Here is a 21,439-nt window from a genome sequence, read left to right as displayed (position 1 = left end):
CATGGTTTTCCTTCCACCGCTCACTGCGCGGCTCCAACGGCGTTACTCTCCGTACCCTGCCGATCGTTCCTCGTGAGCGACGTGGCGCACTACCGGCACAGCCGTGACAGGGGCGGTCCTGTCCCATACGGAGAGTGATGGAGCGTGAAACGCAGGCCACAGGTGGGACGTACGACATCGGCCGAACTGTTCGGCGAGCTTGTGCGTCAACTACGCATCAGAGCGGACCTGACCCAGGACCAACTGGCGACAGCCTTACCGGTGGACCGCTCACTCATTGGACACATTGAGGCGGGCAAGCGCCGGCCGGACCTGTCACACGTGAACGTCTTCGACAAGCTGCTCGACGCGGACGGCCTGTTGGTCGAAATGTGGGGCAAGGTGGACTGGTACGCCGCGCATCCCGCACATCCGGACTGGTTCAAGAAACGTGCGGAAATGGACGCTAGGGCGGTCGGTCTGCGCGTCTGGCAAACGCAGTTGGTGCCTGGCCTGCTCCAGACGCCGGACTACGCCACGGCACTGTTCACGCGAAAGGGGCTGAGCCCTGAACAGGTGAAAGACAGTGTGCAGGCGCGACTGAGTCGACAGGAGCGGTTCCTTGACATCGACGGCCCACCGCTGCGCGTGGTGCTTGAGGAGAGCGCGCTCTACAACGTCGTGGGCGGGGCGGAGGTCATGCGTGATCAGTGTGCCCACCTGCTGAACGTCCAGCGCACGGCGAACATGGTGATCCAAGTGCTGCTCGCCACGCGGAAGGAGACCCCGCGCCCCACCGCGTCGCTGTCGCTGATCGTTCTCCCACAAGGCCGCGAGGTGCTGTACTCCGAATCAGTCAACAGCGGGCACTTCGTCCACGACCCAACAGTCGTCCGCGACGCCGGGCGGACATACGATTTACTGCGTACGGAATCGCTATCGGCCAGCGAGACTGCCGCCCTGATCAGAGACGTGATGGAGAGGTACGACCAAGGTGAAAACCCCCGAACTCAGCGCGGCAACATGGCGCAAGAGCAGCTACAGCGGCGACAACGGCGGCGACTGCATCGAGGTAGCCCCCGGATTCCCCGGCGTCGTCCCCGTCCGTGACAGCAAGGACCCACACGGCCCGACCCTGTCCTTCGACGCCCCGGCATGGGAAGCATTCATCACCGGCGTGAAGACGGGCGACTTCACCGCCTGACCCGTACGCGCGCGGTGAACCGCGCGCGTACGGCGCCACGCTCTCCCACGGCGGGTCAGGCCGGGCCGCGGGAAAACCGTCTACCGGGCAGTGGCGGCGCGGGTCACTGCCCCAGGCCCTGCCCGAAACCGCCGTCGACGGGCAGTTCCACGCCCGTGGTGAAGGTGGCGTCGACGGCCAGGTACAGCGCGGCGGTGGCGACCTCGTCCACCGTGCCGCCGCGCCCCATCGGCGTGGACGCGTTGCCCTGCTCGACGAACTCGGCGCGCTGTTCGTCGGTCAGTTCGGCGACACCCATGGTGGGGGTGAGGATGAAGCCGGGGGCGAGCGCGTTCACCCGTATCCCGCGTGGCAGCAGCTCGACGGCGAGCACCTTCGAGAAGGCGGTGACGGCCTCCTTCGCCGCCGAGTAGGCGCTGAGGCCAGGGAAGATCCGGTCGTTGGAGACGGTGGTGAACACGATCGAGCCGCCCTCGGCCAGCAGCGGCGCCAGGCGCTGGACGGTGAAGAAGGCGCCCTTGGCGTTCACGTCGAAGACGCGGTCCCACGACTCCTCGGTGACCTCTTCGAGCGTCTGGAACTCGGCGATGCCCTGGTTGACGAACAGGTAGTCGATGCCGCCGAGGCGGTCGGCGACCTGGTCGCGGAGGGTCGCGATGGCGGCGGCGTCGGTGGCGTCGGAGCGCACCGGGTGGGCCAGCGGGGTGTCGAGCGCGGCCCGCGCCTCGGCCAGGCGCGCGTCGCTGCGCCCCGTGAACACCACCTCCGCGCCGCGATCGGTCAGGGCCTGGACGATGGCCCGGCCCATGCCGATGGTGCCGCCGGTCACGACGGCCCTCTTGCCAGCCAGGTCCTGCTTGTCAACCAGGTTGTCGCGCCGGCCAGTTGAGTGCTGCTGGGTACCGCTGTTCGTTGTCATGGCGGCTAAGCTAGACCTTGACGTCAATGTCAAAGTCAAACGTCCGTCTTCGGGGGTCACATGTTCATCGGCGAGCTGGCGAAGCGCACCGGCGTCAGCACCAGGAGCCTGCGCTACTACGAACAGCAGGGGTTGCTCCGGCCACGGCGGCGGTCCAGCGGCTACCGCGAGTACGACGACTCCGACGTGGCCACCGTGCGCCGGGTCAGGGTCCTACTCGCGGCCGGGCTGAACACCGACCTGATCCGGGAGGTGCTGCCCTGCATGGCCGACGAGGGCGCCATCCTGGCGCCGCTCTGCGACGAGATGGCCCAGGACCTGCGGGACGAGCGCGAGCGCATGGGCCGTTCCATCGAGCAGCTCCAGGCCGCCCACGCCATGCTCGGCTCGATCATCCACGCGGGCGAGGCGCTCACCGCCGGGACCGGGACCAGGGACGAGACCGGGGCCGGGGTCGGCGGCAAGGCGTAGGCGTACGCGTTCCGGCGGGGGATCGCGTACGACGCGGGGCCGCACGTCGGGCCGTACGACGCCGTGTTCACGCTCACGCGCCGCGCTGCCCGCCCCCGACGGTGGCGGCGGCCGGCACGGGGTCTGGTGCGGGGGCCGCGACGAAGTCGAGCAGGTCCTGGTTCACGCGCTCGGCGTGGGTGACGAACAGGCCGTGCCCCGCCGCCGGGTACTCCCGGTACACGTTGTCCGGCACCAGGTGGGCCAACCACCGGCCGCACAGGTCGACGGGGGCGGAGGCGTCGGCGTCGCCGTGGAGGATCAGGGTGGGCAACCGGAGCGCGCTGACCTCCTCTCGCAGATCGGTACAGAACCCCGTCCTGACCACCTCGACGGCGGCCTTGGCCGAGCAGTCCAGGCACCTGCGGACCGTCTGCTCGATAAGTTCGGTGGAGACCGTGTTGCCCAGGTGGGTGGCGAAGAACGCCTGCGCGTTCTGGGCCATCCACCGGGGCCGGTCCCGGGACTGCGTCGCGAGCAGGGCGTCGAGGACCTCCCGGCCGATGCCCTCCGGGTGGTCCGGCGTCTCGACCAGCAGCGGCGCGGTGACCGCCATCAGCACCACCCGGCTCACCCGGGCGTAACCGTGGCGGGTCAGGTACCGGATCACCTCCCCGCCACCCATCGAGTGCGCCACCAGGGTCACCTCGCGCAGGTCGAGGTGGTCGAGCAGCGCGGCGAGGTCGTCGGCGAGGGTGTCGTAGTCGAAGCCGTGGCCGACCCAGTCCGAGCGGCCGTGCCCCCGCTTGTCGAAGGCGACGCAGCGCAGCCCCCGCTCGGAGAGCGGAAGCATCTGGAACTCCCAGGCGCTGCTGCTGAGCCAGGCCCCCGACACGAACACCACCGGTCTGCCCCGGCCCCAGTCGGTGTAGAACAGGCTTGTTCCGTCGGAACCCTCGAAGTACGGCATCAGCGAATCCCCTTCCGGGACGCGGCGGCGTGGTGGTGGGGCAACTCTCGCCCGCCACCGATCACCCCGTCGATTACCGCTGAGGTAGTGGCGCCGAGGCCGTACCGCTGAGGTGGTACCGCCCGCGCGGTCAGGCGATGCGGGCGGGCGGTTGGGCGTCGGCTGTCGGTTCGGAGGGCGCGGACGTGAACTGTGCCGCCCAGCGCCGGTACTTCATGATCGGCCCGTCGCCACGAGCGAGCCGAGGGTGTTCCACGTGCGCGCGGTGCTGCCAGATGGCGACGTCGCGGGCGCTTTGGCTGACGGTGGCTCGCGCGAACGGCACCGAGATCAGGGCGGCCAGCGCACGGGCCAGCCAGCGGCACCTGCGCCAGGTGAACCGTACGGTGACCGTCGAGCGCAACACGGCCTGACCGGGGCTCACCGGGGTCACACAGGTCCAGTTGCGAAGGTGCAGACCGATGCGGGGGCTGGTGGCCTCGCCGTACAGGACGCCCAGGCCATAGGCGGTCGTCTCCATCGCGGGTGCCCACAACGGTGCGGAACGTGACTGGTCATCGGTACGTCCGAGCCGGTACGCGCTCATCATGCGGGCGCCGAGGAAGCGCGGTGGCGAGACCACTTCCAGGGCCACCTTGTGCAGGGGTACGAAGTGTCCGTAGTCGACGACGTTCTCCATGAAGTCGTCCGGGTGCGCGGCCACGGTCCGCGCCGACGCGCGGGCCCGGGGGAACGCCGCCGGCGGCGGTGCGTCGATCTCCCAGGTGGGGCCCGTGCCTTGGGCGTGCTGCCACACGAAGATCAGGCCGTCGATCTCCCGGAACTCGACCGGGCCCAACCGAGTCGGGGGCGGCGGGGTGTCGTACCCCGTGCGTACGCAGGCTCCGTCGGTGGCGAACTCGAAGTGGTGGAAGGGGCAGACGAGGTTCTCCCCGCGCACGGTGCCGCCGTGGCCGAGGTGGGCGCCCAGGTGCGGGCAGAACGGCCTCACGGCGCGAAGCCGTCCGGTCCGCGTGCGGTAGAGCACCACGTCCTGCCCTGCCAGGCGTCGGGTGACCACCTTGCCGATCCCTACCTCGGCGCTCGTGGCCACGGCGAACCAGCCGTCGGGGTAAGGGCGTTCGATGGAGCGGATCGGTGGCGTCAACGGCTGGTCGGAGTCCGCTTGTTGATCCTCTCCGTCCGGCTTTCCTGTCATCCGCTCGGGGGGCGCGGGCGAAGGCAGCGGCGTGGGTGGTGAGGGCGAAGCCTGGGCCGTGGGCGTTGGCTGGTCGGGATCGGTGGGCCGGTGGGGATGTGGCAGCGACATATCGCCCCTGTCCTTTCCTGCTTCCTTCTGCTTCCTTCTGCTTCTTCCTGCCTTCTGTGCGTGCCGTGCCGTGCCTCGCGTCGCGATGGGGGGACGGTGGGCGGGCGGGCTCCGTCGCGAGCCCTCTCGTGCGGACCTCAGCAGCATCACAGTGGTACGCCGCGCCGAAACGGTCTTTCGGGTGGCAAATCACTAAAAGGCGGGAATGGGGCGTGCTGAGGTTTGCGTAGGGCGCCGGCAAGGCCAGGACGTGTCCGACACGCGATCCGGAACGGGTTCACGGTCCACCGTGTAACCAGGTTGCTTCGCCAGGCAGAACCTAGGCCGGTGACGGCAGCGCCCGGCACAGCGCGTCCAGGGCGCCCGCGAACGTGTGGTCCGGTGGCGTGCCGTACCCCACCACCAGGCCGTCCTGGGGTGGCATCGGCGCCTCCGGGTGGCGGTACGGGCTCAGGCCGTCCACGGCCAGGCCCTGCCACGCCGCGGCCTGCACGATGGTGCGCTCCGTGCCCGGCGGCAGCTTGAGGACCGCGTGTAGGCCGGCCGCGATGCCGGTGACGGCGATGTGCGGGGCGCGCTCGGCGAGCAGCGAGACCAGTTGGTCGCGCCGGCGCCGGTAGCGCTGCCGCATCCGCCGTACGTGCCGGTCGTACGCCCCCGACTCGATGAGGTCGGCGAGGACGAGCTGGTCGGGCACGCTGACCCACAGCTCGCGCTCGCCCTTGGCCGCGAGCACCGCGTCCACCAGCGCGTCCGGCAGTACCAGCCAGCCGAGGCGGACCGCCGGGGACAGGCTCTTGCTGACCGAGCCGACGTACACCACGTACGCCGGGTCGAGCCCCTGCACGGCCCCGACGGGTTGCCGGTCGTAGCGGAACTCGCCGTCGTAGTCGTCCTCGATGACCAGCCCGTCGGTGGCGCGCGCCCAGTCGATGACGGCTGCCCGGCGCTCGGGGTGCAGCGGGCCGCCGGTCGGGTACTGGTGCGCGGGCGTCAGCAGCACCGCGCGGGCGTCGACGGCCGCCAACCCGTCCACCCGCGCGCCGTGTTCGTCCACCGGCAGCGGCACGCCACGGATGCCGGCGCGGCCGAGGATCGTCCGGTGGAAGCCGAGGCCGTAGGACTCCACGGCCACCGTCAACCCGCCGTCGCGCCCGCGCGCGCCACCCGTCAGCACGTCCGGCGCCGCGTCCGCGACCCGCCCCCAGGCCGCCGCCCGACCCGTGTCACCGAACCCGCCGTGCGGCGGGACCTGGAGCGGCGGGCCCCCGTCGCGCGCGGCGTCGACCAGCACCTCGGCCAACAGCCGCAGGCCGTGCGCGAAGCCCGAGCAGATCACGATGCGTTCGGGATCGGCCCGCACGCCACGGGCGCGGGCCAGGTACTCCGTCAGGACGCGGCGCAACTCGACGCGCCCGCGCGGGTCGTTGACGCCGAACGCCGAGCTGGGCGCGTTGGTCAGCGCCCGGCGCGAGGAGGTGAGCCAGGCGGCGCGCGGGAAGGAGGAGGCGTCGGGCGCGCCGGGGTGCAGGTCGAAGGTGGGGCGGGCGGCCAGCGACGGGCGGGTCGGTGCGCGCGGGGCGGCCGGCCTTGGCGGCACGGCGCCCGGCGCGACCCGGGTGCCCGCGCCCCGGCGGGCGGTGAGCCAGCCCTCGGCGACGAGTTCGGCGTACGCCTCGGCGACGGTGTTGCGGGCGACGCCGAGGTCCACCGCGAGCGTGCGGTAGGCCGGCAGCCGGGTGCCGGGCACGAGCCGTCCGGTGCGGATCGCCTCACGCAGGGCCCGCGTCAACGAGGCCCGTACACCTCCCGGACCGGTCAATTCCAGATGGAGGTCACTACCGAGCCCATCGGTCACTTTGCCCCACGATTCCGCCATGGCAATGAACCATATGTGCGCGCGAACGGCCTCCTAGAGTCGAGGTATGACCACTGAACACACCGCCCGCATGAACTTCACGAAGGCCGCCCCCAAGGTCTTCCAGGCCATGATCGACCTGACCGCCGCCGCCAAGGAGGGACTTGACCACTCCCTCGTCGAGCTGGTCCAGATCCGCGCCTCGCAGATCAACCACTGCGCGTACTGCCTGCTCATGCACACCACCGACGCCCGCAAGGCCGGTGAGAGCGAGGAGCGCGTCAACCTGGTCAGCGCCTGGCACGAGGCGCCCACCTTCTTCTCCGAGAAGGAGCAGGCGGCGCTGGCGCTGACCGAGGCCGTCACGCTGCTGCCGAACGGCGTCTCGGACGAGGTGTACGCGCGGGCCGCCGAGCACTTCGACGAGGCCGAGCTGGCCAAGCTCATCGGCGTCATCTTCGCCATCAACGCGTGGAACCGGATCGCCGTGACCACGAGCAAGGTCCCCGGCACGGCCTGAGCCCCGGCTCGGCACGAGCCGGCCCGGCCCGGCACGACACGGACCGGCACGACACGGGCGCGCGGGCGGCGCGGGCCGGGGTTCGCCCCCCGGCCCGCGTCCGCCCCGTACGGGCCTGGCGCCGGCGTCCGCCAGTGCGCCCGAAAACCGACGCCATTCCAGGGGCATATTCAGCCTGATCCGGCCCGTATCCGGTCACCTCTGATCGCGAACGGTGCTCACCTGGTCTCATACGGTGGACCGCCCTCTAGCACGTTCGACGTAACGGATTAGGCTTCGCCCGTGGCTGAGATCCAGATTCCTGCTGACATCAAGCCCGCCGACGGACGCTTCGGCTCGGGCCCCTCCAAGGTGCGCACGGAGGCGCTCAGCGCCCTGGCCGCCACCGGCACCTCGCTGCTGGGCACCTCACACCGGCAGCCGCCGGTCAAGGACCTGGTGGGCCGGGTCCGCGCAGGCGTGCGCGAACTCTTCTCGCTGCCCGACGGGTACGAGGTCATCCTGGGCAACGGCGGCACCACCGCCTTCTGGGACATCGCGACCCACGGCCTGATCGAGCGCACCTCGCAGCACCTGACCTTCGGCGAGTTCTCGTCGAAGTTCGCCAAGGCCGCCAAGCTCGCCCCGTGGCTGGGCGAGCCCACCGTGATCAGCTCGGACCCCGGCACCCACCCGGAGCCGGTCGCCGAGGAGGGCGTGGACGTCTACGCCCTCACCCACAACGAGACCTCGACCGGTGTGGCAGCGCCGCTGCGCCGGGTCGCCGGGGCCGACGACGGAGCGCTCGTCCTGGTGGACGCGACCTCCGGCGCCGGTGGCCTGCCCGTCGACATCACCGAGACCGACGTCTACTACTTCGCGCCGCAGAAGTCGTTCGCGGCGGACGGCGGCCTGTGGCTGGCGGCGTTCTCGCCCGCCGCCCTGGAGCGCGCCGCGCGCGTGCACGGCTCGGGGCGGTACGTGCCCGAGTTCTTCTCGCTGCCGACCGCGATCGACAACTCGCTCAAGAACCAGACGTACAACACCCCGGCGCTCGCCACCCTCTTCCTCCTCGCCGACCAGCTCGACTGGATCAACGGGCAGGGCGGCCTCGACTGGGCCGTGCGGCGCACCGCCGACTCCTCGTCCCGCCTGTACGGGTGGGCGGAGAAGTCCTCGTACGCGTCGCCGTTCGTCGCCGAGCCGGCGCAGCGCTCCCAGGTCGTCGGCACCATCGACTTCGCCGACAGCGTCGACGCCGCCGCTGTCGCCAAGGTGCTGCGGGCCAACGGGATCGTGGACACCGAGCCCTACCGCAAGCTGGGCCGCAACCAGCTCCGCATCGCCATGTTCCCGTCCGTGGACCCCGCGGACGTCGAGGCCCTGACGGCCTGCGTGGACCACGTCATCGAGAAGCTCTGACCCCCGGCGGGCCCACCCGCCACCGCTGTCCACCCGTGAGCCCCGCCCGGCACCGCCGCCGAGCGGGGCTCACGCGTACCGCCCTGCGGGCTTCCGGGGCGCGTGTCGTCGGCGGACGGGGCGCGTGCGGCGCGTCGGGCGGGGACGCGCGCGCCGTGCCGTGCCTTCATGGACCGTATGCCCCTCTCCCCCGACCGCCCGGCCGGCGCCCCGACCCGCCAGGCCCCGGGCTCGCGCCGTACGTCCGGCAGAAGACCGTGCTGCTCACCACGTACAAGCGGGACGGAACGCCGGTCGGCACGCCGGTGCACATCGCCGTGGACGGCGACCACGCGTACGTCCGTACCTACGGCACGGCCTGGAAGGTGCGGCGGCTGCGCCACGACCCCCGGGTGACCCTCGCCCCCTCCACCACCCGGGGCGTCCCGACCGCCCCGGCCACCCCCGCCCACGCCCGGCTGCTCGACCCGGACAGCCCGGAGAACGCGCGCGCGGCCCGCCTGCTGGCCCGCAAGTACCCGCTCACCCACGGCGTCCTGGTGCCGCTGCTGCACCGGGCGAAGCGGGTCCGCACGCTCCACTACGAACTGCGGCTGCGGCAGCCGACGGACGGCGGCGCCGAACACACGGGCCCCGACGGGGCGCCCCACGGCGACCCGGCCTGACGGCGGCCGTAAGGCCGACGGCGACAGCGATAGCGACCCTGTGACTGCGGCCGGCCGAGCGGCACCACGTCTGCGGCCGGTCGGTCGGAACCGGACGGGTCACCTACGGCCGAACAGCCGGCGGACGGCCATGCCGAGGGCGGCGCAGACCACGAGGAGGACGGCGACGAGGTAGTAGTTGCCGGAGTCGCCGTCACCGTCCGCGTCGCCGTCCGCCAGCGAACCCTTCCCGCCGTCGGCCCCGCCGTCCTTCCCCCGCTCGCGGCGCACCTTCGGCGAGACCTGATCGTCATCGAGGTGCACCGCCGAGACCCGGCTGTGCTCGCCCTCGGTGCCGTACATCAGCGTGCCGCCGTCCAGGGTGTACGTCACCGACTCGCCCTGCCGCTGGATCGGCATCTGTGGCTCGGCGATCTTCTTCGGCTTGCCGTCGCGCCAGTCGAACAGGGTCGACTCGAAGTAACCGCGCAGCACCAGGTGCGCGCCGTCGGGCGAGAACGCGCCGTCGGTCGCCCACACGTCCACGTCGCCCACCCGCTCGAAGCGGTTGACGCCGGTGGTCGAGAGCCTGGCGGGCCCGGCGTAGAGCCCGCCGCCCTCCTCGCGCTTGCTGACGATGTAGACCCGGCCCGTCTTCGGGTGCACCATCATCGCCTCGGCGTCCCGTGGGCCGTCCGCGTACTGCACCGTGTACTGCTTGGCCGTCACCGTGGTGTCCGCGAGCCGCTTCGGCTCGGGGAACGCGTAGATCCACACCTTGGGCCAGGTGCCGCCCATGTTGTCGCCGATGTCCGCCACGTAGACCTGGCCGTCGGGCCCGACCGAGATCGCCTCCACGTCGCGCGGGTCACCGACGCCACGCAGCGTCACGGTGGCGACCGTACGGCCCGTCTCGCCGTCCACGGCGTACACGTACGGGCCGTCGTCGCTGTCGTTGTGCGTCCAGTACACGCCGGGGTGCGCCCGGCTCGCGGCGAGGCCGCTGGACTCGGTGATCCGCTCGTCCTGGATCGTGAACGACGACGGCCGGTCGCCGCCGCTCGCGGCGGACGCGGACGCGGCGGGGGCCGACCCCAACGGGGCGGCGGGGAGCGCCACCAAGACGGCGGCGAAGGCGCAGGTGACGACGCGAGCAAGCGAACCCATGGGCGTAAGCCTGCCATCCCCGCGCGCGGGCCCGCGGCGCGCGTGCGAAGTCCCCGTACGGGTCGGGCGCCGCCGGTCCAGCCCGGGGCGGCCGGACCCACCCTTTGGTCAACCCTGGGTGACCAAACCACCCGTACGACGGAAGGCGCGACGAGCGTCCTGGGTACGCTGAAAGGGTCGGCAAGAATCCCGATCATGGGAGCACCGATCATGCCCGTCACGCCACAGCCCGAGTGGCCCCGCCCGCCCGTGGGCGGGTACACCGCCGACGATCTGGACCGGCTTCCCAACCTGCCTCCGCACACGGAGCTGATTGACGGGAGCCTTGTTTTCGTGAGTCCGCAGACGGCCTTCCACACGCTGACCATGCGACTGCTGGAGAACCGGCTCGCACGCAGCGCGCCGCCCGACCTCATGACCTTCCGGGAAATGACCATCGCCATCGACGCGCGCAACCGCCCGGAACCGGACGTGATGGTGGTCCGCGGCGACGCCTTCACCGGCCTGGCCCAGACGGCCTTCCAGCCCGCCGACGTGGTCCTGGCCATCGAGGTCGTCTCCGCCGACTCCGAGGCCCGGGACCGCGAGTCCAAGCCGCTGAAGTACGCCGCGGCCGGCATCCCGCACTTCTGGCGGGTGGAGGAGGCCCGCGGACTGCCCGTCGTCTACGTCTTCGAACTCGAACCCGCCCGGCGTACGTACGCGGTGACCGGCATCTACCGCGAACAGCTCAAGGTCGCCGTGCCCTTCCCGGTCGAGATCGACCTGACCGCGATCGACCCGCGCCAGCGCGGCGGCGCGGGGGCCGCGCCGGACGCCGAGTAGCCCGGGCCGCGTGAGGGGCGGGTGGGGCGAGTGGTGCTCTTGCTTGGAGTCCGCTCCAAGGCGTTGGCTTGGGCTCCATGAAGTACACGCAGCTCGGACACACCGGTCTCAAGGTCAGCCGCCTGGTGCTCGGCACCATGAACTTCGGTCCGCAGACCGACGAGGCGGACAGCCACGCGATCATGGACGCCTCGCTCGACGCGGGCATCAACTTCTTCGACACCGCCAACGCCTACGGCTGGGGCGCCAACAAGGGGCGTACGGAGGAGATCATCGGGTCCTGGTTCGCCCAGGGTGGCGAGCGCCGCGACAAGGTCGTCCTCGCCACCAAGGCGTACGCCAACATGGCCCTCGACGACGGCGAGCCCTGGCCCAACCACGACAAGCTGTCGGCCCTGAACATCCGCAGGTCGGTAGAAGCCAGCCTGCGGCGGCTGCGCACCGACTACATCGACCTGTACCAGTTCCACCACGTCGACCGCGCGACGCCGTGGGAGGAGATCTGGCAGGCCGTCGACGTCCTCATCCAGCAGGGCAAGATCCTCTACGCCGGTTCGTCCAACCACGCGGGCTGGCACATCGCCAAGGCCAACGAGGCGGCGCGGCGGCGCGGTGCGCTCGGCCTGGTCAGCGAGCAGTGCCTGTACAACCTGGCCGAGCGCACCGCCGAGATGGAGGTCATCCCGGCCGCGCGGGACTACGGCCTCGGCGTCATCCCGTGGTCGCCGCTGCACGGCGGGCTGCTCGGCGGCGCGATCCGCAAGGAGCGGGAGGGCACCGTCGGCCGCACCGCCTCCGGCCGGGCCGCCACGACCCTCGCCGACCCGGCGGTGCGCCAGCGCGTGCAGGCGTACGAGGACCTGTTGGCCCAGCACGGCATCGAGCCCGGCGAGGCGGCCCTGGCCTGGCTGCTCACCCGGCCCGGCGTCACCGGCCCGATCGTCGGCCCGCGCACGGCGGAGCAGCTCGCTTCGGCGCTGCGGGCGGTCGAGCTCGACCTGAGCGACGAGGTGCTGACCGGCCTCGACGAGATCTTCCCGGGCCCGGGCCCGGCGCCGGAGTCCTTCGCCTGGTGATCGGCCGCACCGCGTGACGGGGCGGGTCCGAGCGTTCGACCGCTCAGGCCCGCCCCGCTTCACGCCGTGACACACCCTCCCGCACCGTGACCCCGAGTACACCGTTCGTCACCCTCACCCTGCTACCGTCCCTGACGGTAACTACGCTGCTACGTACGAGAGTTACGGGACCCGGGGGAAGTGGGGGAAGCATGTCGTTCCAGGAGGAATGGGGCCAGATCCGCAGCGAGGCGGCCACCCGAACGCGGCTCAACAGCGCGGGTGGCGGCGACGCCGACCGACTGGTCGTCCACCAGGAGGACCTGGGCAGGGTCGGCCACGAGGCGTTCCTGCTGCACGGCCGGCTCAAGAAGGCCGGCGACATCGCCCGCGGGGCGGCGGGCGAGGGTTCGACCGCCAAGGCGGCCGCCACCCTGACCTCGCACAACTTCACGCTGGGCGAGGCCCTCACCACGATGTCGGCGATCTGGGACGACCAGGTCAAGACGCTGCTCCAGTCGTGCGCGCACATCTCGAACCACCTCGACTTCTCGAAGAAGTCCCACACGCGCGAGGACAAGGAGATCGCCGCCACCATGTCGCACCGCGACGGCAGCGCGATGACGGCCTCGGAAATAGCCCAGTACTACCGCTGAGCCGGGCGGAACGGCGTACGGGCATGGACACGAGGACAGTGACGACAACGGAAACGCGTGAGGTGACCGTGGCATGGCAGGGCTGACGTACGACGACCTCTACCAGGTCTCCTTATCCAGCCTCGGTTCGGCGGCCGAGGACTGGAAGGAAATGGTGGACCAACTCGCCACACTGGCCACCGACGCCTCGGACGGCATGGTGCGCCAGTCCGACGCGGCCCGTTGGGAGGGGGTGAACGCTGGCGTCACCCGCCCCTTCGTCCGCACCACCGCCGCCGAGTTCCGCGACGCGCACGCCCAGGCCAAAAGCATCTGGAGCATGCTGCGTGACGCCCACCAGGACCTGACGGCGGTCCAGAAGGCCCTGAAGAAGGCCGTGGACGTGGATGCCAAGAAGCACAGCATCCTGGTGTCGGGCGGCCCCGGCTCGACCGTCACCTGCACGTACGTGGACAGGTCCGGCGAGAAGACCAAGCTCAAGCCGGACCAGGTGGAATACCTCAAGGCGCTGGAAGAGCAGATCAACCACCTCCTCGTACAGGCCAACGAGATCGACGACTCGGTGAGCCGCGCCCTGGGCAGGATTCACGGCGGTGACAGCCACGACTTCGGCCACGCGAAGTACGACACCCTGGACGACGCCCAACGCGAGCGCACCGTCCAACTCGCCAAGAAGAGCCTGGACCTGCACATGGACGGCAAGGAACTGAGCAACACGGAACTGGCCGAGTTCCAACGGCTCATGCAGAGCAACTCCAAGGACGCGGAATTCGCGGTTGAGTTCTACCGCGAGATGGGCCCCAAAGAAGCCCTGCGTTTCCAGGCGCAGTTGGCGGTAGACGCGTCAACGGGCGACGACAGTGCGCGCCTGGAGCTGGCGAAGAGCATCCAGGAAGACATGGGCCTGGCCCTGGCCACGGCAACCGATCCACCCACCGGCAAGGACAATCCCCATACGTCCTTCCGCGAGGACCGCACGTATCTGGGCAGGGCGTGGGTCAATGAGCTGAAGAAGGTGGGTACGAAGCCGCTGGATCTCGGCGTCCACCACGCCGAACCCCTCGGCTACCAGGCCCTGGCGTCCCTGCTGCGGAACGGCAACTACGACAAGAGCTTCCTCAAGCCCATCGCCGAGGACATGGTCGTCTACGAGCGTAAGAACGCGGGCTGGCCGACGCCCGACTCCTACCACGGCGACCTGGATCTGGCCCTCAGCCTCTCCGACAAGAAGAGCCCCGGCTGGGACCCGATGACCGGCCTCCTGGAGGGACTCGCGAACAGCCCCGACGCATCCACCGCCTTCTTCAACGGCTCCACCGGCGGCGGCGACAGCGACCTGAAAAAGCTCAGCAACCTGGAATTCTTCACCAGCGAGGACGACGGCCGCGTATGGCCCTCCGACAAACTCAGTGGCACCACCCACCCCGACGACGACAGCACTCTCCCGTCCAAGCAGGCCCTGGGCCACGCCCTGGAATCCGCCACCTCGGGGCGGCCGTACGGGGACGACGGGCCGTCGCGGCCACATACAACGGGTCAAGCGGATGTCTTCGAGAAGGTGGTCCAGGAGTTCGGGAGTAACCCTGACTTGATCAAGCACGACGGGAACCTCGCGGTGATCGCCCCCAATCTGGGAAACATGTCGGCGGAGTACATGTATGACATCCAGCGGGACTTTTCGGGAGAGGGCGGAGCCGAGGTGTACTTCAAGCATGCGGGAGCCGTGGCAGACCTCTCCAATGTGCAGGACAACGCGCTCAAGCAGTTCCTACGAGCCACCGCAGAAGATCCCAAAGCGTACGGGGCTATGGCCAACGCACAACAAGCGGTCACTACTGAAGCGATCCGAGTGGGCGTGGCCGACCCGGGAGCCCAATCACTCTCGGAAGTCTCCCAGCGCGCCACGCGGCCTGGCGGAATCGTCGCAGGCTGCATGGCTGAGGGAAGAGCCGAGGCTATCGCGGCGGCCGACGACAGTGTCAAAAAGATCGATGAGTACAACAAAAATGTGGAACTCGGCGACAAGTGGATTGGCCGCATCACGGACATGGCGGCGAACCACATTCCCGTAGCAGGCGACGCGGCATCATGGATCACTGAAGATATCCGCGAAGCGGTAGTCAAGCACTACACGAAGGATGGCGCTGACGCGGTCGCAGAAATTGAGAGGAACAGTGAAAATTACCTGGAAGAAGAAGCCAAGGAAACCGCAGAAGCAGCCAAGCGAGCTTTCGTCAACGCCGCCCGGCAAGAAGGCGTCTCAACGGCTCCGGGGGCACCGGGGTTCGCAGTAGCAGGGGACGTGTACTCGGCGGCTTACGCCAGCTTCAGGGACGGAAATTCCCGTAATGCCTAACAAACCTAGCCTACCCAAGGCTCTCAAGTCCCCAGTCGGCCTGGTGTTATCAGTCACCTTTACACTCCTCGTTGGCGCCGGAGCTTGGTGGGCGTTCTCACCTGCCGAAGACACCATCGCGATACCACAGAAAGTCTGCGACGAAGCGATCTCTAGCGACGCCCTTAGGGAGGCTCTCCCAAAAAAGGGTGAGAGATTCAGAGAGGAAAGCTCCCACCTCGGCACCTATTACGGAGACTGCAGAGTGACGGCGGGAGGCGAGCGAGCAACCTTTTCATACATCAACAATCCCGGAAATGTTTACCCTCGTGACCGGGTCCAGAAGAAAGGCGTTCCGGTCTCCCTAGGAGGGGCTTATGGCTACATGGCACCCAACCACGTTGTCTCGCTGTACGTGCCGTGCACCATTCAGCGCTCTACCGACCGCATACTCGTTCGTACGGACACGTCGATGTCTACGCAGGACGACGCGGAAGAATACGAGCGCGCTAAGCCCGTCAAGGGTGACAAAGAGCTAACCCTATTCACAGGGGCCGTGGCTCGCGGGCTGGCCCGGGGCCCACTCAACTGCCCCAACGCCGACAAGCTCCCCGAAGGCCCCGTCAAGATCCACTGGCCTTAGCGGCCCACGCCGGAATCAGCCCAGGAGGGCGGGCAAGGGCGTCGTCACCAGTGGGCATCAGCCCACGAACGCCGCCACCGCCACCACCACAAGCAGCAGGATGAACGTGCCGCTCACGATCAAGCTTCTCATTTTCGGGTCCACCCTCCGAGGTTAGCCCGAGCGTCCGGCGGTGCGGTGACCGACCCGGGGTCGGGTCGCGGTCGCCGCGCGCCGGGGCCTCGCTCACGCGCCCAGTGGCCAGGACGTCAGCGTCTCGTAGCGGGGCTGGGCGCCGGGGATGCCCTGGTCGGGGAGGTTGCTGCGGACCAGGCTGAGGTGGGCGGCGCGCCATGGGTGGCCCTCGAAGTCGGCGAGGGCGGCGGCGTAGCGGGGTAGGTCGGCGGCGCCGGTGCGGTCGCGGGCCAGGGTGAGGTGCGGGGTGTAGGCGCGGTGCTCGGCCATCTCGATCCCGGCGCGGCGGGCCGCCGCCGACGCCGAGTCGGCCAGCCGGCGCATCGGGGGCAGGCCGCTGGACGCGCCGGCCCACAGGGCCCGGCCGCCGAAGGTGCCGGCGCCCTGGAAGCGGAGCTGGAAGTCGCCGTTGCGGTGCGCGGCGCGGCCTAGGCGGGTGTACAGCTCGGGCAGGGTGTCGGGGTCCACGTCGCCGTAGAAGGCGAGGGTGAAGTGCCAGTTCGCGCGGGCGGTCCAGGTCAGCCGGTCCGCGCCGGGCAGGTCGTGCAACGGGGCGACGGCCGAGGCCAGTTCCGCGGTGGCCGCCTCGGGTGGCAGCACGGCTGCGAAGAGTCTCATCCGCTCAGTGTCACCCACGGCCCCCGCCACCCGGCCCTCGGACCGGTCACCGGACGCCCCCTCCCCCGACGCCCGGCCTCCCGGGGCCGGCCAGCTCCCGGGCCGACCGGCTTCTCCCCACTCAGGCCGGCCGGCTTCCTTCCGCACAGGCCGGCCAGCTTCCTCCCGCACAGGCCGGCCGGCTTCTCCTCACTCGGGCCGACCGGCTTCTCCTCACTCGGGCCCGGTCGGTCGGCCGGCCGACCACGTCGGGCGCCGGCTACACCGTCTTCGCCAGCGGCTGCCTCGTACGGCGACCGCGCGAGGCACCATCGCCGGGGCGAGCACCAGCGCCGGGGCGAGTACCGTCGCCCGGCCCGGCGCCATCGCCCAGCCCGGCACCATCGCCCGGCGAGGCGCCGTCCTCCGTGGCGGAGGGCGCACCAGGCCCCGCGGCGTCCGCGGACCCCGCCGGCCCCGGCCCCACCGGCCCGGGCTCCGCCGCGAGCGCGGCGCCCGTACCCGAACTCGTACCCGTACCCGTCCCCACACGCCCCGCGCCCGCCTCCGCCGGAGCCACCGCTCCGGCGCGCGGCACCAGCCGCACCGCGCGTTGGCCGTGGCGCAGGTCGAGGCGGAGGCGGAAGCCGCCGACGCGCATGAGGACCAGGCCGACCGTGACGGCCGCGAGGGCGGAGATCACGCCGCCGGCGATGAAGCCGGCGCGGGCGCCGTAGGTGTCGGTGGCCCAGCCGACGAGCGGGCCGCCGATCGGCGTGCCGCCGACGAAGACCATCATGTACAGGCTCATGACACGGCCCCGCATCGACGGGTCGGTCGCGAGCTGGACGCTGGAGTTGGCGGTGACGTTGAACGTCAGGCCGAAGACGCCGATCGGCACCATCAGCGCGGCGAAGGCCCAGAACGAGGGCGTGAGCGCGGCGACGATCTCCAGCAGGCCGAACAGCAGCGCCGCGCCGACCATCATGCGCAGCCGCGACGTACCGCGCCGGGCGGCGAGCAGGGCGCCGGTCAGCGAGCCCGTGGCCATCAACGTGTTCAGCAGGCCGTACGTGCCGGGGCCGGCGTGGAAGACGTCGTCGGCGAAGGCGGTGAGCCAGATGGGGAAGTTGAAGCCGAAGGTGCCGATGAAGCCGACGAGCACGATGGGCCAGATCAGTTCGGGCCGGCCGGCGACGTACCGCAGGCCCTCGCGCAACTGGCCCTTGCCGCGTGGCGCGCGGTCCACGGAGTGCAGTTCGGCGGTGCGCATCATCAGCAGGCCGATCAGCGGGGCGGTGAAGGAGAGCCCGTTGAGCAGGAATGCCCAGCCGCTGCCCACGGCGGTGATCAGGACGCCGGCCACGGCGGGGCCGACGAGGCGGGCGGACTGGAAGTTGGCGGAGTTGAGGCTGACGGCGTTGCGCAGGTCGTTCGGGCCGACCATCTCCATGACGAACGCCTGCCGGGCCGGGGTGTCCACCACGGTGACCATGCCGAGCAGGAAGGCGATCAGGTAGACGTGCCAGACCTGGACGTGGCCGCTCAGGGTGAGCGCGGCGAGCGCGAGCCCGCACAGGCCGAGCGCGGTCTGCGTGAACATCAGGATGCCGCGCTTGGAGTAGCGGTCGGCGATGACGCCGCCGTACAGGCCGAACAGCAGCATCGGGAGGAACTGGAGGGCTGTGGTGATGCCGACGGCGGTGGCGGAGCCGGTGAGGCCGAGCACGAGCCAGTCCTGCGTGATGCGGGACATCCAGGTGCCGGTGTTGGATATGACGGCGCCGCTGGCGAAGAGCCGGTAGTTGCGGATCTTCAGCGAGCTGAACATCGTGCCACGGGTCGGCGGAGAGTCGGTTGGTGTAGACGGTTTTGGTGCGGGTGCGGAGTCTGCTCCGGATCCCGTACTCAAAGCGGCTTCGCCTCCTTTCGGTGCGGGAAGGCCGCCGCTGGGGCGGCCTCCCGGGTCGGCTCGGGTGGTTCGGTCGTCGTGGGGTCCTGAGGGTCGGGGTGGCCCGAGGGTGGGCCGGTGGCGGGTGCCCGGCGCGCGGGTGGGCCGCACGCCGGGGCGGCGTCACAGGTGGGCGAGCTTCTCCAGGACGGGCGCGGCGGCGCGCAGCGTGGCCCACTCGTCCTCGTCGAGCTGCCCGGCCAGGTCGGCCAGCCAGGCGTTGCGCCTGCGGCGGCTCTCCTCAAGCATCGCCTCGGCCCGCTCCGTCTGCGTGACGACCTTCTGCCGGCGGTCTTCCGGGTGTGGCTCCAGCCTGACCAGACTCTTGGCTTCGAGCAGGGCCACGATGCGGGTCATCGACGGTGGCTGTACGTGTTCCTTGCGGGCCAGCTCGCCCGGCGTGGCCGAGCCGCAGCGCGCGAGGGTCCCGAGCACCGACATCTCGGTCGGGCTGAGCGACTCGTCCACCCGCCCACCGCGCCCGCCCTCGGAGACGAGCGGCTGGTGCTTGAGACGTCGGGAGAGGCGCATCACGGCGGATCGCAGTGAGTTCACGGCGGCAGCGTCGTCGCCGGTCAAGTCAGGCATGTAGTTAGCGTAACTCATTACGCTGCCTAACAAAACCCGAAAGCGTTTCCCGTACGAATCACCCATACGAGTGATCTCGCGCCATAAAGTGAACGAACGGCACCGCCCTGCCGGCAACGCTGTCCCGCATGGGATCAAAGGTGCTCAGCCTGCGGATCGACGGGGCGTTGCTGGACCGGATGCGACAGCATGCCGCCAAACGAGGCATGAGCGTCCAGGAGTACGTGGTCCGGACGCTGATCCGGGAGGACTTCGACGAACGCTTCCACGCCTCCCTGGACGAGACGGCGGCCTTCTACGCCGAGCCCGGCACCCCGTCCGACGCCCGCGCCCGCTGACGTACCGCAGGCGTACCCGACGCCGCCGGCCCCCTGGCCGTACGCCACACCGTCGGCCCCCGGGCGCACGAGACGACGCCGGGCCCCGGCCGGCGTGGTGCCGGCGGGGCCCGGGGCGGGGTGCGGGGGTGCGGGGGTTACTTGACGCCGAGGGCCTGCTCGATGGGGTCGAGCAGGAAGTAGACGAGGAAGCATGCACCGACGACGTTGAGCAGCCAGGGGATCTCACGGAACCGCTGGGTCGCGACACGGAGCAGGATGAACGCCAGCACGCCGATGCCGATGCCGTTGGTGATGCTGTACGTGAACGGCATGGCGATCATCGTCAGGAACGCCGGGATGGCGATCGTAACGTCGCTCCAGTCGATCTCCTTGATGTTGGCCGCCATGATCAGGAAGCCGACGACGAGCAGCGCGGGCGTCGCCGCCTGGGACGGGACGACCTTGGCCAGCGGCGTGAAGACCAGGGCGAGCAGGAAGAGGCCGCCGGTCACGATGTTGGCCAGGCCGGTGCGCGCGCCCTCGCCCACGCCGGCGGTGGACTCCACGAAGCAGGTGTTGGCCGACGCGGAGCCGAAGCCGCCGCCCGCCACCGCGATGCCGTCCACCATCAGGATGCGGCCCATCCCGGGCAGCTGGCCCTTCTCGTCGGTGAGCCCGGCCTCCTCGCCGACGCCGATGATGGTGCCCATCGCGTCGAAGAAGCCCGACAGCAGCACGGTGAAGACGAACAGGCAGCCGGTGAGGACGCCCACCTCCTGGAAGCCGCCGAAGAGGCTGATCTCGCCGATGAGCCCGAAGTCGGGGGCGTCCACCACCTTGTCCGGCACCTCGGGGACGGCCAGGCCCCAGCTCTCGTCCGGGATGGTCACGAGCGCGTTGATGATGATGGCGACGAAGGCCATCACGGTGATGCCGATGAGGATCGCGCCGCGCGTCTTGCGCACGACCAGGATGAACGTGAGCGCGAGGCCGATCACGAAGACCAGCACCGGCCAGCCCTGGAGCTGTCCCCCGGTGCCGAGGCCGAGCGGGACGCTGGTGTGGGCCTTGTCCGGGTTGCGGGTGACGAAGCCGGAGTCGACCAGGCCGATCAGCGAGATGAACAGGCCGATGCCGATCGCGATGGCGCGCCGCAGCCCGCCGGGGATGGCGTCCATGACGCGCTGCCGCAGTCCGGAGGCGACCAGGAGCATCAGCACCAGGCCGGCCAGCACGACCATGCCCATCGCGTCCGGCCAGCTCATCTTCGGCGCGAGCTGGAGCGAGACGACGGCGTTGATGCCCAGGCCCGCGGCGATGGCGATGGGCACGTTGCCGATGACGCCCATCAGCAGCGTGGTGAGCCCGGCCATCAGCGCGGTGGCCGTGACGAGCTGCCCGTTGTCGAGGTAGTTCTCGTACTTGTCGTGGCCCGCTCCGAGAATGATCGGGTTGAGCACGATGATGTACGCCATCGCGAAGAAGGTCGCCAGGCCGCCGCGTACCTCGCGGCCGACGGACGAACCCCGCTGCGTGATCTTGAAGAACCGGTCGACGGCGTTCCGCGACTCGGGTGGGGGCGGGGGCGGCTGCGGGTCGTTGACCGCTGCGCTGGCCGAGGGGGACATGCGGGACCTCAGTCGTACGGGCCTTGAGGGAAGGCGGGGATGGGGGGTGGGACGGGGTGGAGCCGGGGACGGGGCGGGCGGCGGGGACGGGCGGGCCGTCCGTCGGTCGACGCGGGTCGGCGGCGTGCGCCGCCGGCACGTTCGCGCCCGCATTGGGATGTTCCTACGAATAAGTCCAGACGGAACTGGACCGTTGCAGTATGAACAAACAAGAGAAAGATTGCTATCTCCGCGCGTAGACCGATA

General features: G+C 70.3%; 20 protein-coding genes and 1 pseudogene. 12 read left to right on the top strand and 9 right to left on the bottom strand.

Features of this window, described 5'->3' with window-relative positions; genetic code table 11:
- Window positions 1-144: 144 nt before the first annotated feature.
- Both OYE22_RS19845 and OYE22_RS19840 read left to right on the top strand, forming a co-directional pair.
- The gene (locus OYE22_RS19845; RefSeq protein ID WP_277321663.1) at window positions 145-1,089 is read left to right on the top strand and encodes a helix-turn-helix transcriptional regulator; all 945 of its coding nucleotides are present in this window, start codon (window positions 145-147) and stop codon (window positions 1,087-1,089) included.
- Window positions 1,046-1,183, top strand: coding sequence for a DUF397 domain-containing protein (locus OYE22_RS19840; RefSeq protein ID WP_277324219.1), 138 nt, complete (start codon window positions 1,046-1,048; stop codon window positions 1,181-1,183). The genes OYE22_RS19845 and OYE22_RS19840 overlap by 44 nt, the downstream gene beginning before the upstream one ends.
- Window positions 1,184-1,286: 103 nt before the next feature.
- Here OYE22_RS19840 and OYE22_RS19835 read toward each other — a convergent pair whose 3' ends face one another.
- Window positions 1,287-2,102, bottom strand: a complete 816-nt coding sequence (locus OYE22_RS19835) for an SDR family oxidoreductase (protein WP_277321662.1) — start codon at window positions 2,100-2,102, stop codon at window positions 1,287-1,289.
- 60 nt (window positions 2,103-2,162) lie between these two features.
- Here OYE22_RS19835 and OYE22_RS19830 point away from each other — a divergent pair, with 60 nt between their 5' ends.
- Window positions 2,163-2,573 (top strand): MerR family transcriptional regulator, encoded by a 411-nt coding sequence (locus tag OYE22_RS19830; RefSeq protein ID WP_277321661.1) that lies wholly within the window; start codon window positions 2,163-2,165, stop codon window positions 2,571-2,573.
- Between the two features lie 73 nt (window positions 2,574-2,646).
- Here the strand turns inward: OYE22_RS19830 and OYE22_RS19825 are convergent, their stop codons facing one another.
- The 3 genes from OYE22_RS19825 to OYE22_RS19815 form a co-directional block, all read right to left on the bottom strand.
- Complete coding sequence (locus tag OYE22_RS19825; RefSeq protein WP_277321660.1) at window positions 2,647-3,522, bottom strand: alpha/beta hydrolase; 876 nt, start codon at window positions 3,520-3,522, stop codon at window positions 2,647-2,649.
- Window positions 3,523-3,652: 130 nt separating this feature from the next.
- Window positions 3,653-4,720 (bottom strand): Rieske 2Fe-2S domain-containing protein, encoded by a 1,068-nt coding sequence (locus OYE22_RS19820; RefSeq protein ID WP_277321659.1) that lies wholly within the window; start codon window positions 4,718-4,720, stop codon window positions 3,653-3,655.
- 430 nt (window positions 4,721-5,150) lie between these two features.
- Entirely contained in the window at window positions 5,151-6,710 is a 1,560-nt protein-coding gene (locus OYE22_RS19815) for a PLP-dependent aminotransferase family protein (RefSeq protein WP_277321658.1), read from the bottom strand.
- A gap of 46 nt (window positions 6,711-6,756) precedes the next feature.
- Between OYE22_RS19815 and OYE22_RS19810 the strand changes: the two genes are divergently transcribed.
- The 3 genes from OYE22_RS19810 (at window position 6,757) to OYE22_RS19800 (ending at window position 9,275) form a co-directional block, all read left to right on the top strand.
- The gene (locus OYE22_RS19810; protein ID WP_176162222.1) at window positions 6,757-7,209 is read left to right on the top strand and encodes a carboxymuconolactone decarboxylase family protein; all 453 of its coding nucleotides are present in this window, start codon (window positions 6,757-6,759) and stop codon (window positions 7,207-7,209) included.
- Window positions 7,210-7,491: 282 nt separating this feature from the next.
- The gene (serC, locus tag OYE22_RS19805) at window positions 7,492-8,610 is read left to right on the top strand and encodes a phosphoserine transaminase (RefSeq protein WP_277321657.1); all 1,119 of its coding nucleotides are present in this window, start codon (window positions 7,492-7,494) and stop codon (window positions 8,608-8,610) included.
- Window positions 8,611-8,765: 155 nt separating this feature from the next.
- Window positions 8,766-9,275, top strand: coding sequence for a PPOX class F420-dependent oxidoreductase (locus OYE22_RS19800; protein ID WP_277321656.1), 510 nt, complete (start codon window positions 8,766-8,768; stop codon window positions 9,273-9,275).
- A gap of 99 nt (window positions 9,276-9,374) precedes the next feature.
- On the opposite strand, the gene OYE22_RS19795 is transcribed toward OYE22_RS19800, so the two are convergent.
- Complete coding sequence (locus OYE22_RS19795; RefSeq protein WP_277321655.1) at window positions 9,375-10,421, bottom strand: hypothetical protein; 1,047 nt, start codon at window positions 10,419-10,421, stop codon at window positions 9,375-9,377.
- A 195-nt stretch (window positions 10,422-10,616) separates the two neighbouring features.
- Between OYE22_RS19795 and OYE22_RS19790 the strand changes: the two genes are divergently transcribed.
- The 5 genes from OYE22_RS19790 to OYE22_RS19770 all read left to right on the top strand — a co-directional run bounded on the left by OYE22_RS19790 (window position 10,617) and on the right by OYE22_RS19770 (window position 15,935).
- On the top strand, window positions 10,617-11,246 hold the full coding sequence (locus tag OYE22_RS19790; protein WP_277321654.1) for a Uma2 family endonuclease: 630 nt from the start codon (window positions 10,617-10,619) through the stop codon (window positions 11,244-11,246).
- Between the two features lie 77 nt (window positions 11,247-11,323).
- On the top strand, window positions 11,324-12,322 hold the full coding sequence (locus OYE22_RS19785; protein ID WP_277321652.1) for an aldo/keto reductase: 999 nt from the start codon (window positions 11,324-11,326) through the stop codon (window positions 12,320-12,322).
- Window positions 12,323-12,513: 191 nt separating this feature from the next.
- Window positions 12,514-12,957, top strand: coding sequence for a hypothetical protein (locus tag OYE22_RS19780; protein ID WP_277321651.1), 444 nt, complete (start codon window positions 12,514-12,516; stop codon window positions 12,955-12,957).
- Between the two features lie 73 nt (window positions 12,958-13,030).
- Complete coding sequence (locus OYE22_RS19775; RefSeq protein WP_277321650.1) at window positions 13,031-15,313, top strand: hypothetical protein; 2,283 nt, start codon at window positions 13,031-13,033, stop codon at window positions 15,311-15,313.
- Window positions 15,306-15,935: a hypothetical protein gene (locus OYE22_RS19770; RefSeq protein WP_277321649.1), complete on the top strand. Its 630-nt coding sequence runs from the start codon at window positions 15,306-15,308 to the stop codon at window positions 15,933-15,935. Before OYE22_RS19775 ends, OYE22_RS19770 begins: the two co-directional genes overlap by 8 nt.
- Before the next feature lie 225 nt (window positions 15,936-16,160).
- Here the strand turns inward: OYE22_RS19770 and thpR are convergent, their stop codons facing one another.
- From thpR to OYE22_RS19755, 3 genes and pseudogenes are all read right to left on the bottom strand, one after another.
- On the bottom strand, window positions 16,161-16,727 hold the full coding sequence (gene thpR, locus OYE22_RS19765; RefSeq protein ID WP_277321648.1) for an RNA 2',3'-cyclic phosphodiesterase: 567 nt from the start codon (window positions 16,725-16,727) through the stop codon (window positions 16,161-16,163).
- Window positions 16,728-17,295: 568 nt separating this feature from the next.
- A pseudogene (locus OYE22_RS19760) lies at window positions 17,296-18,618 on the bottom strand (MFS transporter); the annotation flags it as partial.
- A 162-nt stretch (window positions 18,619-18,780) separates the two neighbouring features.
- Window positions 18,781-19,245, bottom strand: coding sequence for a MarR family transcriptional regulator (locus OYE22_RS19755; RefSeq protein WP_277321647.1), 465 nt, complete (start codon window positions 19,243-19,245; stop codon window positions 18,781-18,783).
- A 128-nt stretch (window positions 19,246-19,373) separates the two neighbouring features.
- Here OYE22_RS19755 and OYE22_RS19750 point away from each other — a divergent pair, with 128 nt between their 5' ends.
- Complete coding sequence (locus OYE22_RS19750) at window positions 19,374-19,583, top strand: ribbon-helix-helix protein, CopG family (RefSeq protein ID WP_277321646.1); 210 nt, start codon at window positions 19,374-19,376, stop codon at window positions 19,581-19,583.
- A gap of 137 nt (window positions 19,584-19,720) precedes the next feature.
- Here the strand turns inward: OYE22_RS19750 and OYE22_RS19745 are convergent, their stop codons facing one another.
- Window positions 19,721-21,193, bottom strand: coding sequence for an NCS2 family permease (locus OYE22_RS19745; RefSeq protein ID WP_277321645.1), 1,473 nt, complete (start codon window positions 21,191-21,193; stop codon window positions 19,721-19,723).
- Between the last annotated feature and the right edge of the window lie 246 nt (window positions 21,194-21,439).

Source organism: Streptomyces sp. 71268, from assembly GCF_029392895.1.
Taxonomy (GTDB): Bacteria; Actinomycetota; Actinomycetes; order Streptomycetales; family Streptomycetaceae; genus Streptomyces.
The sequence above is the reverse complement of the archived record's forward strand: the minus strand, read 5'-3'. Positions and strand labels throughout refer to the sequence as shown.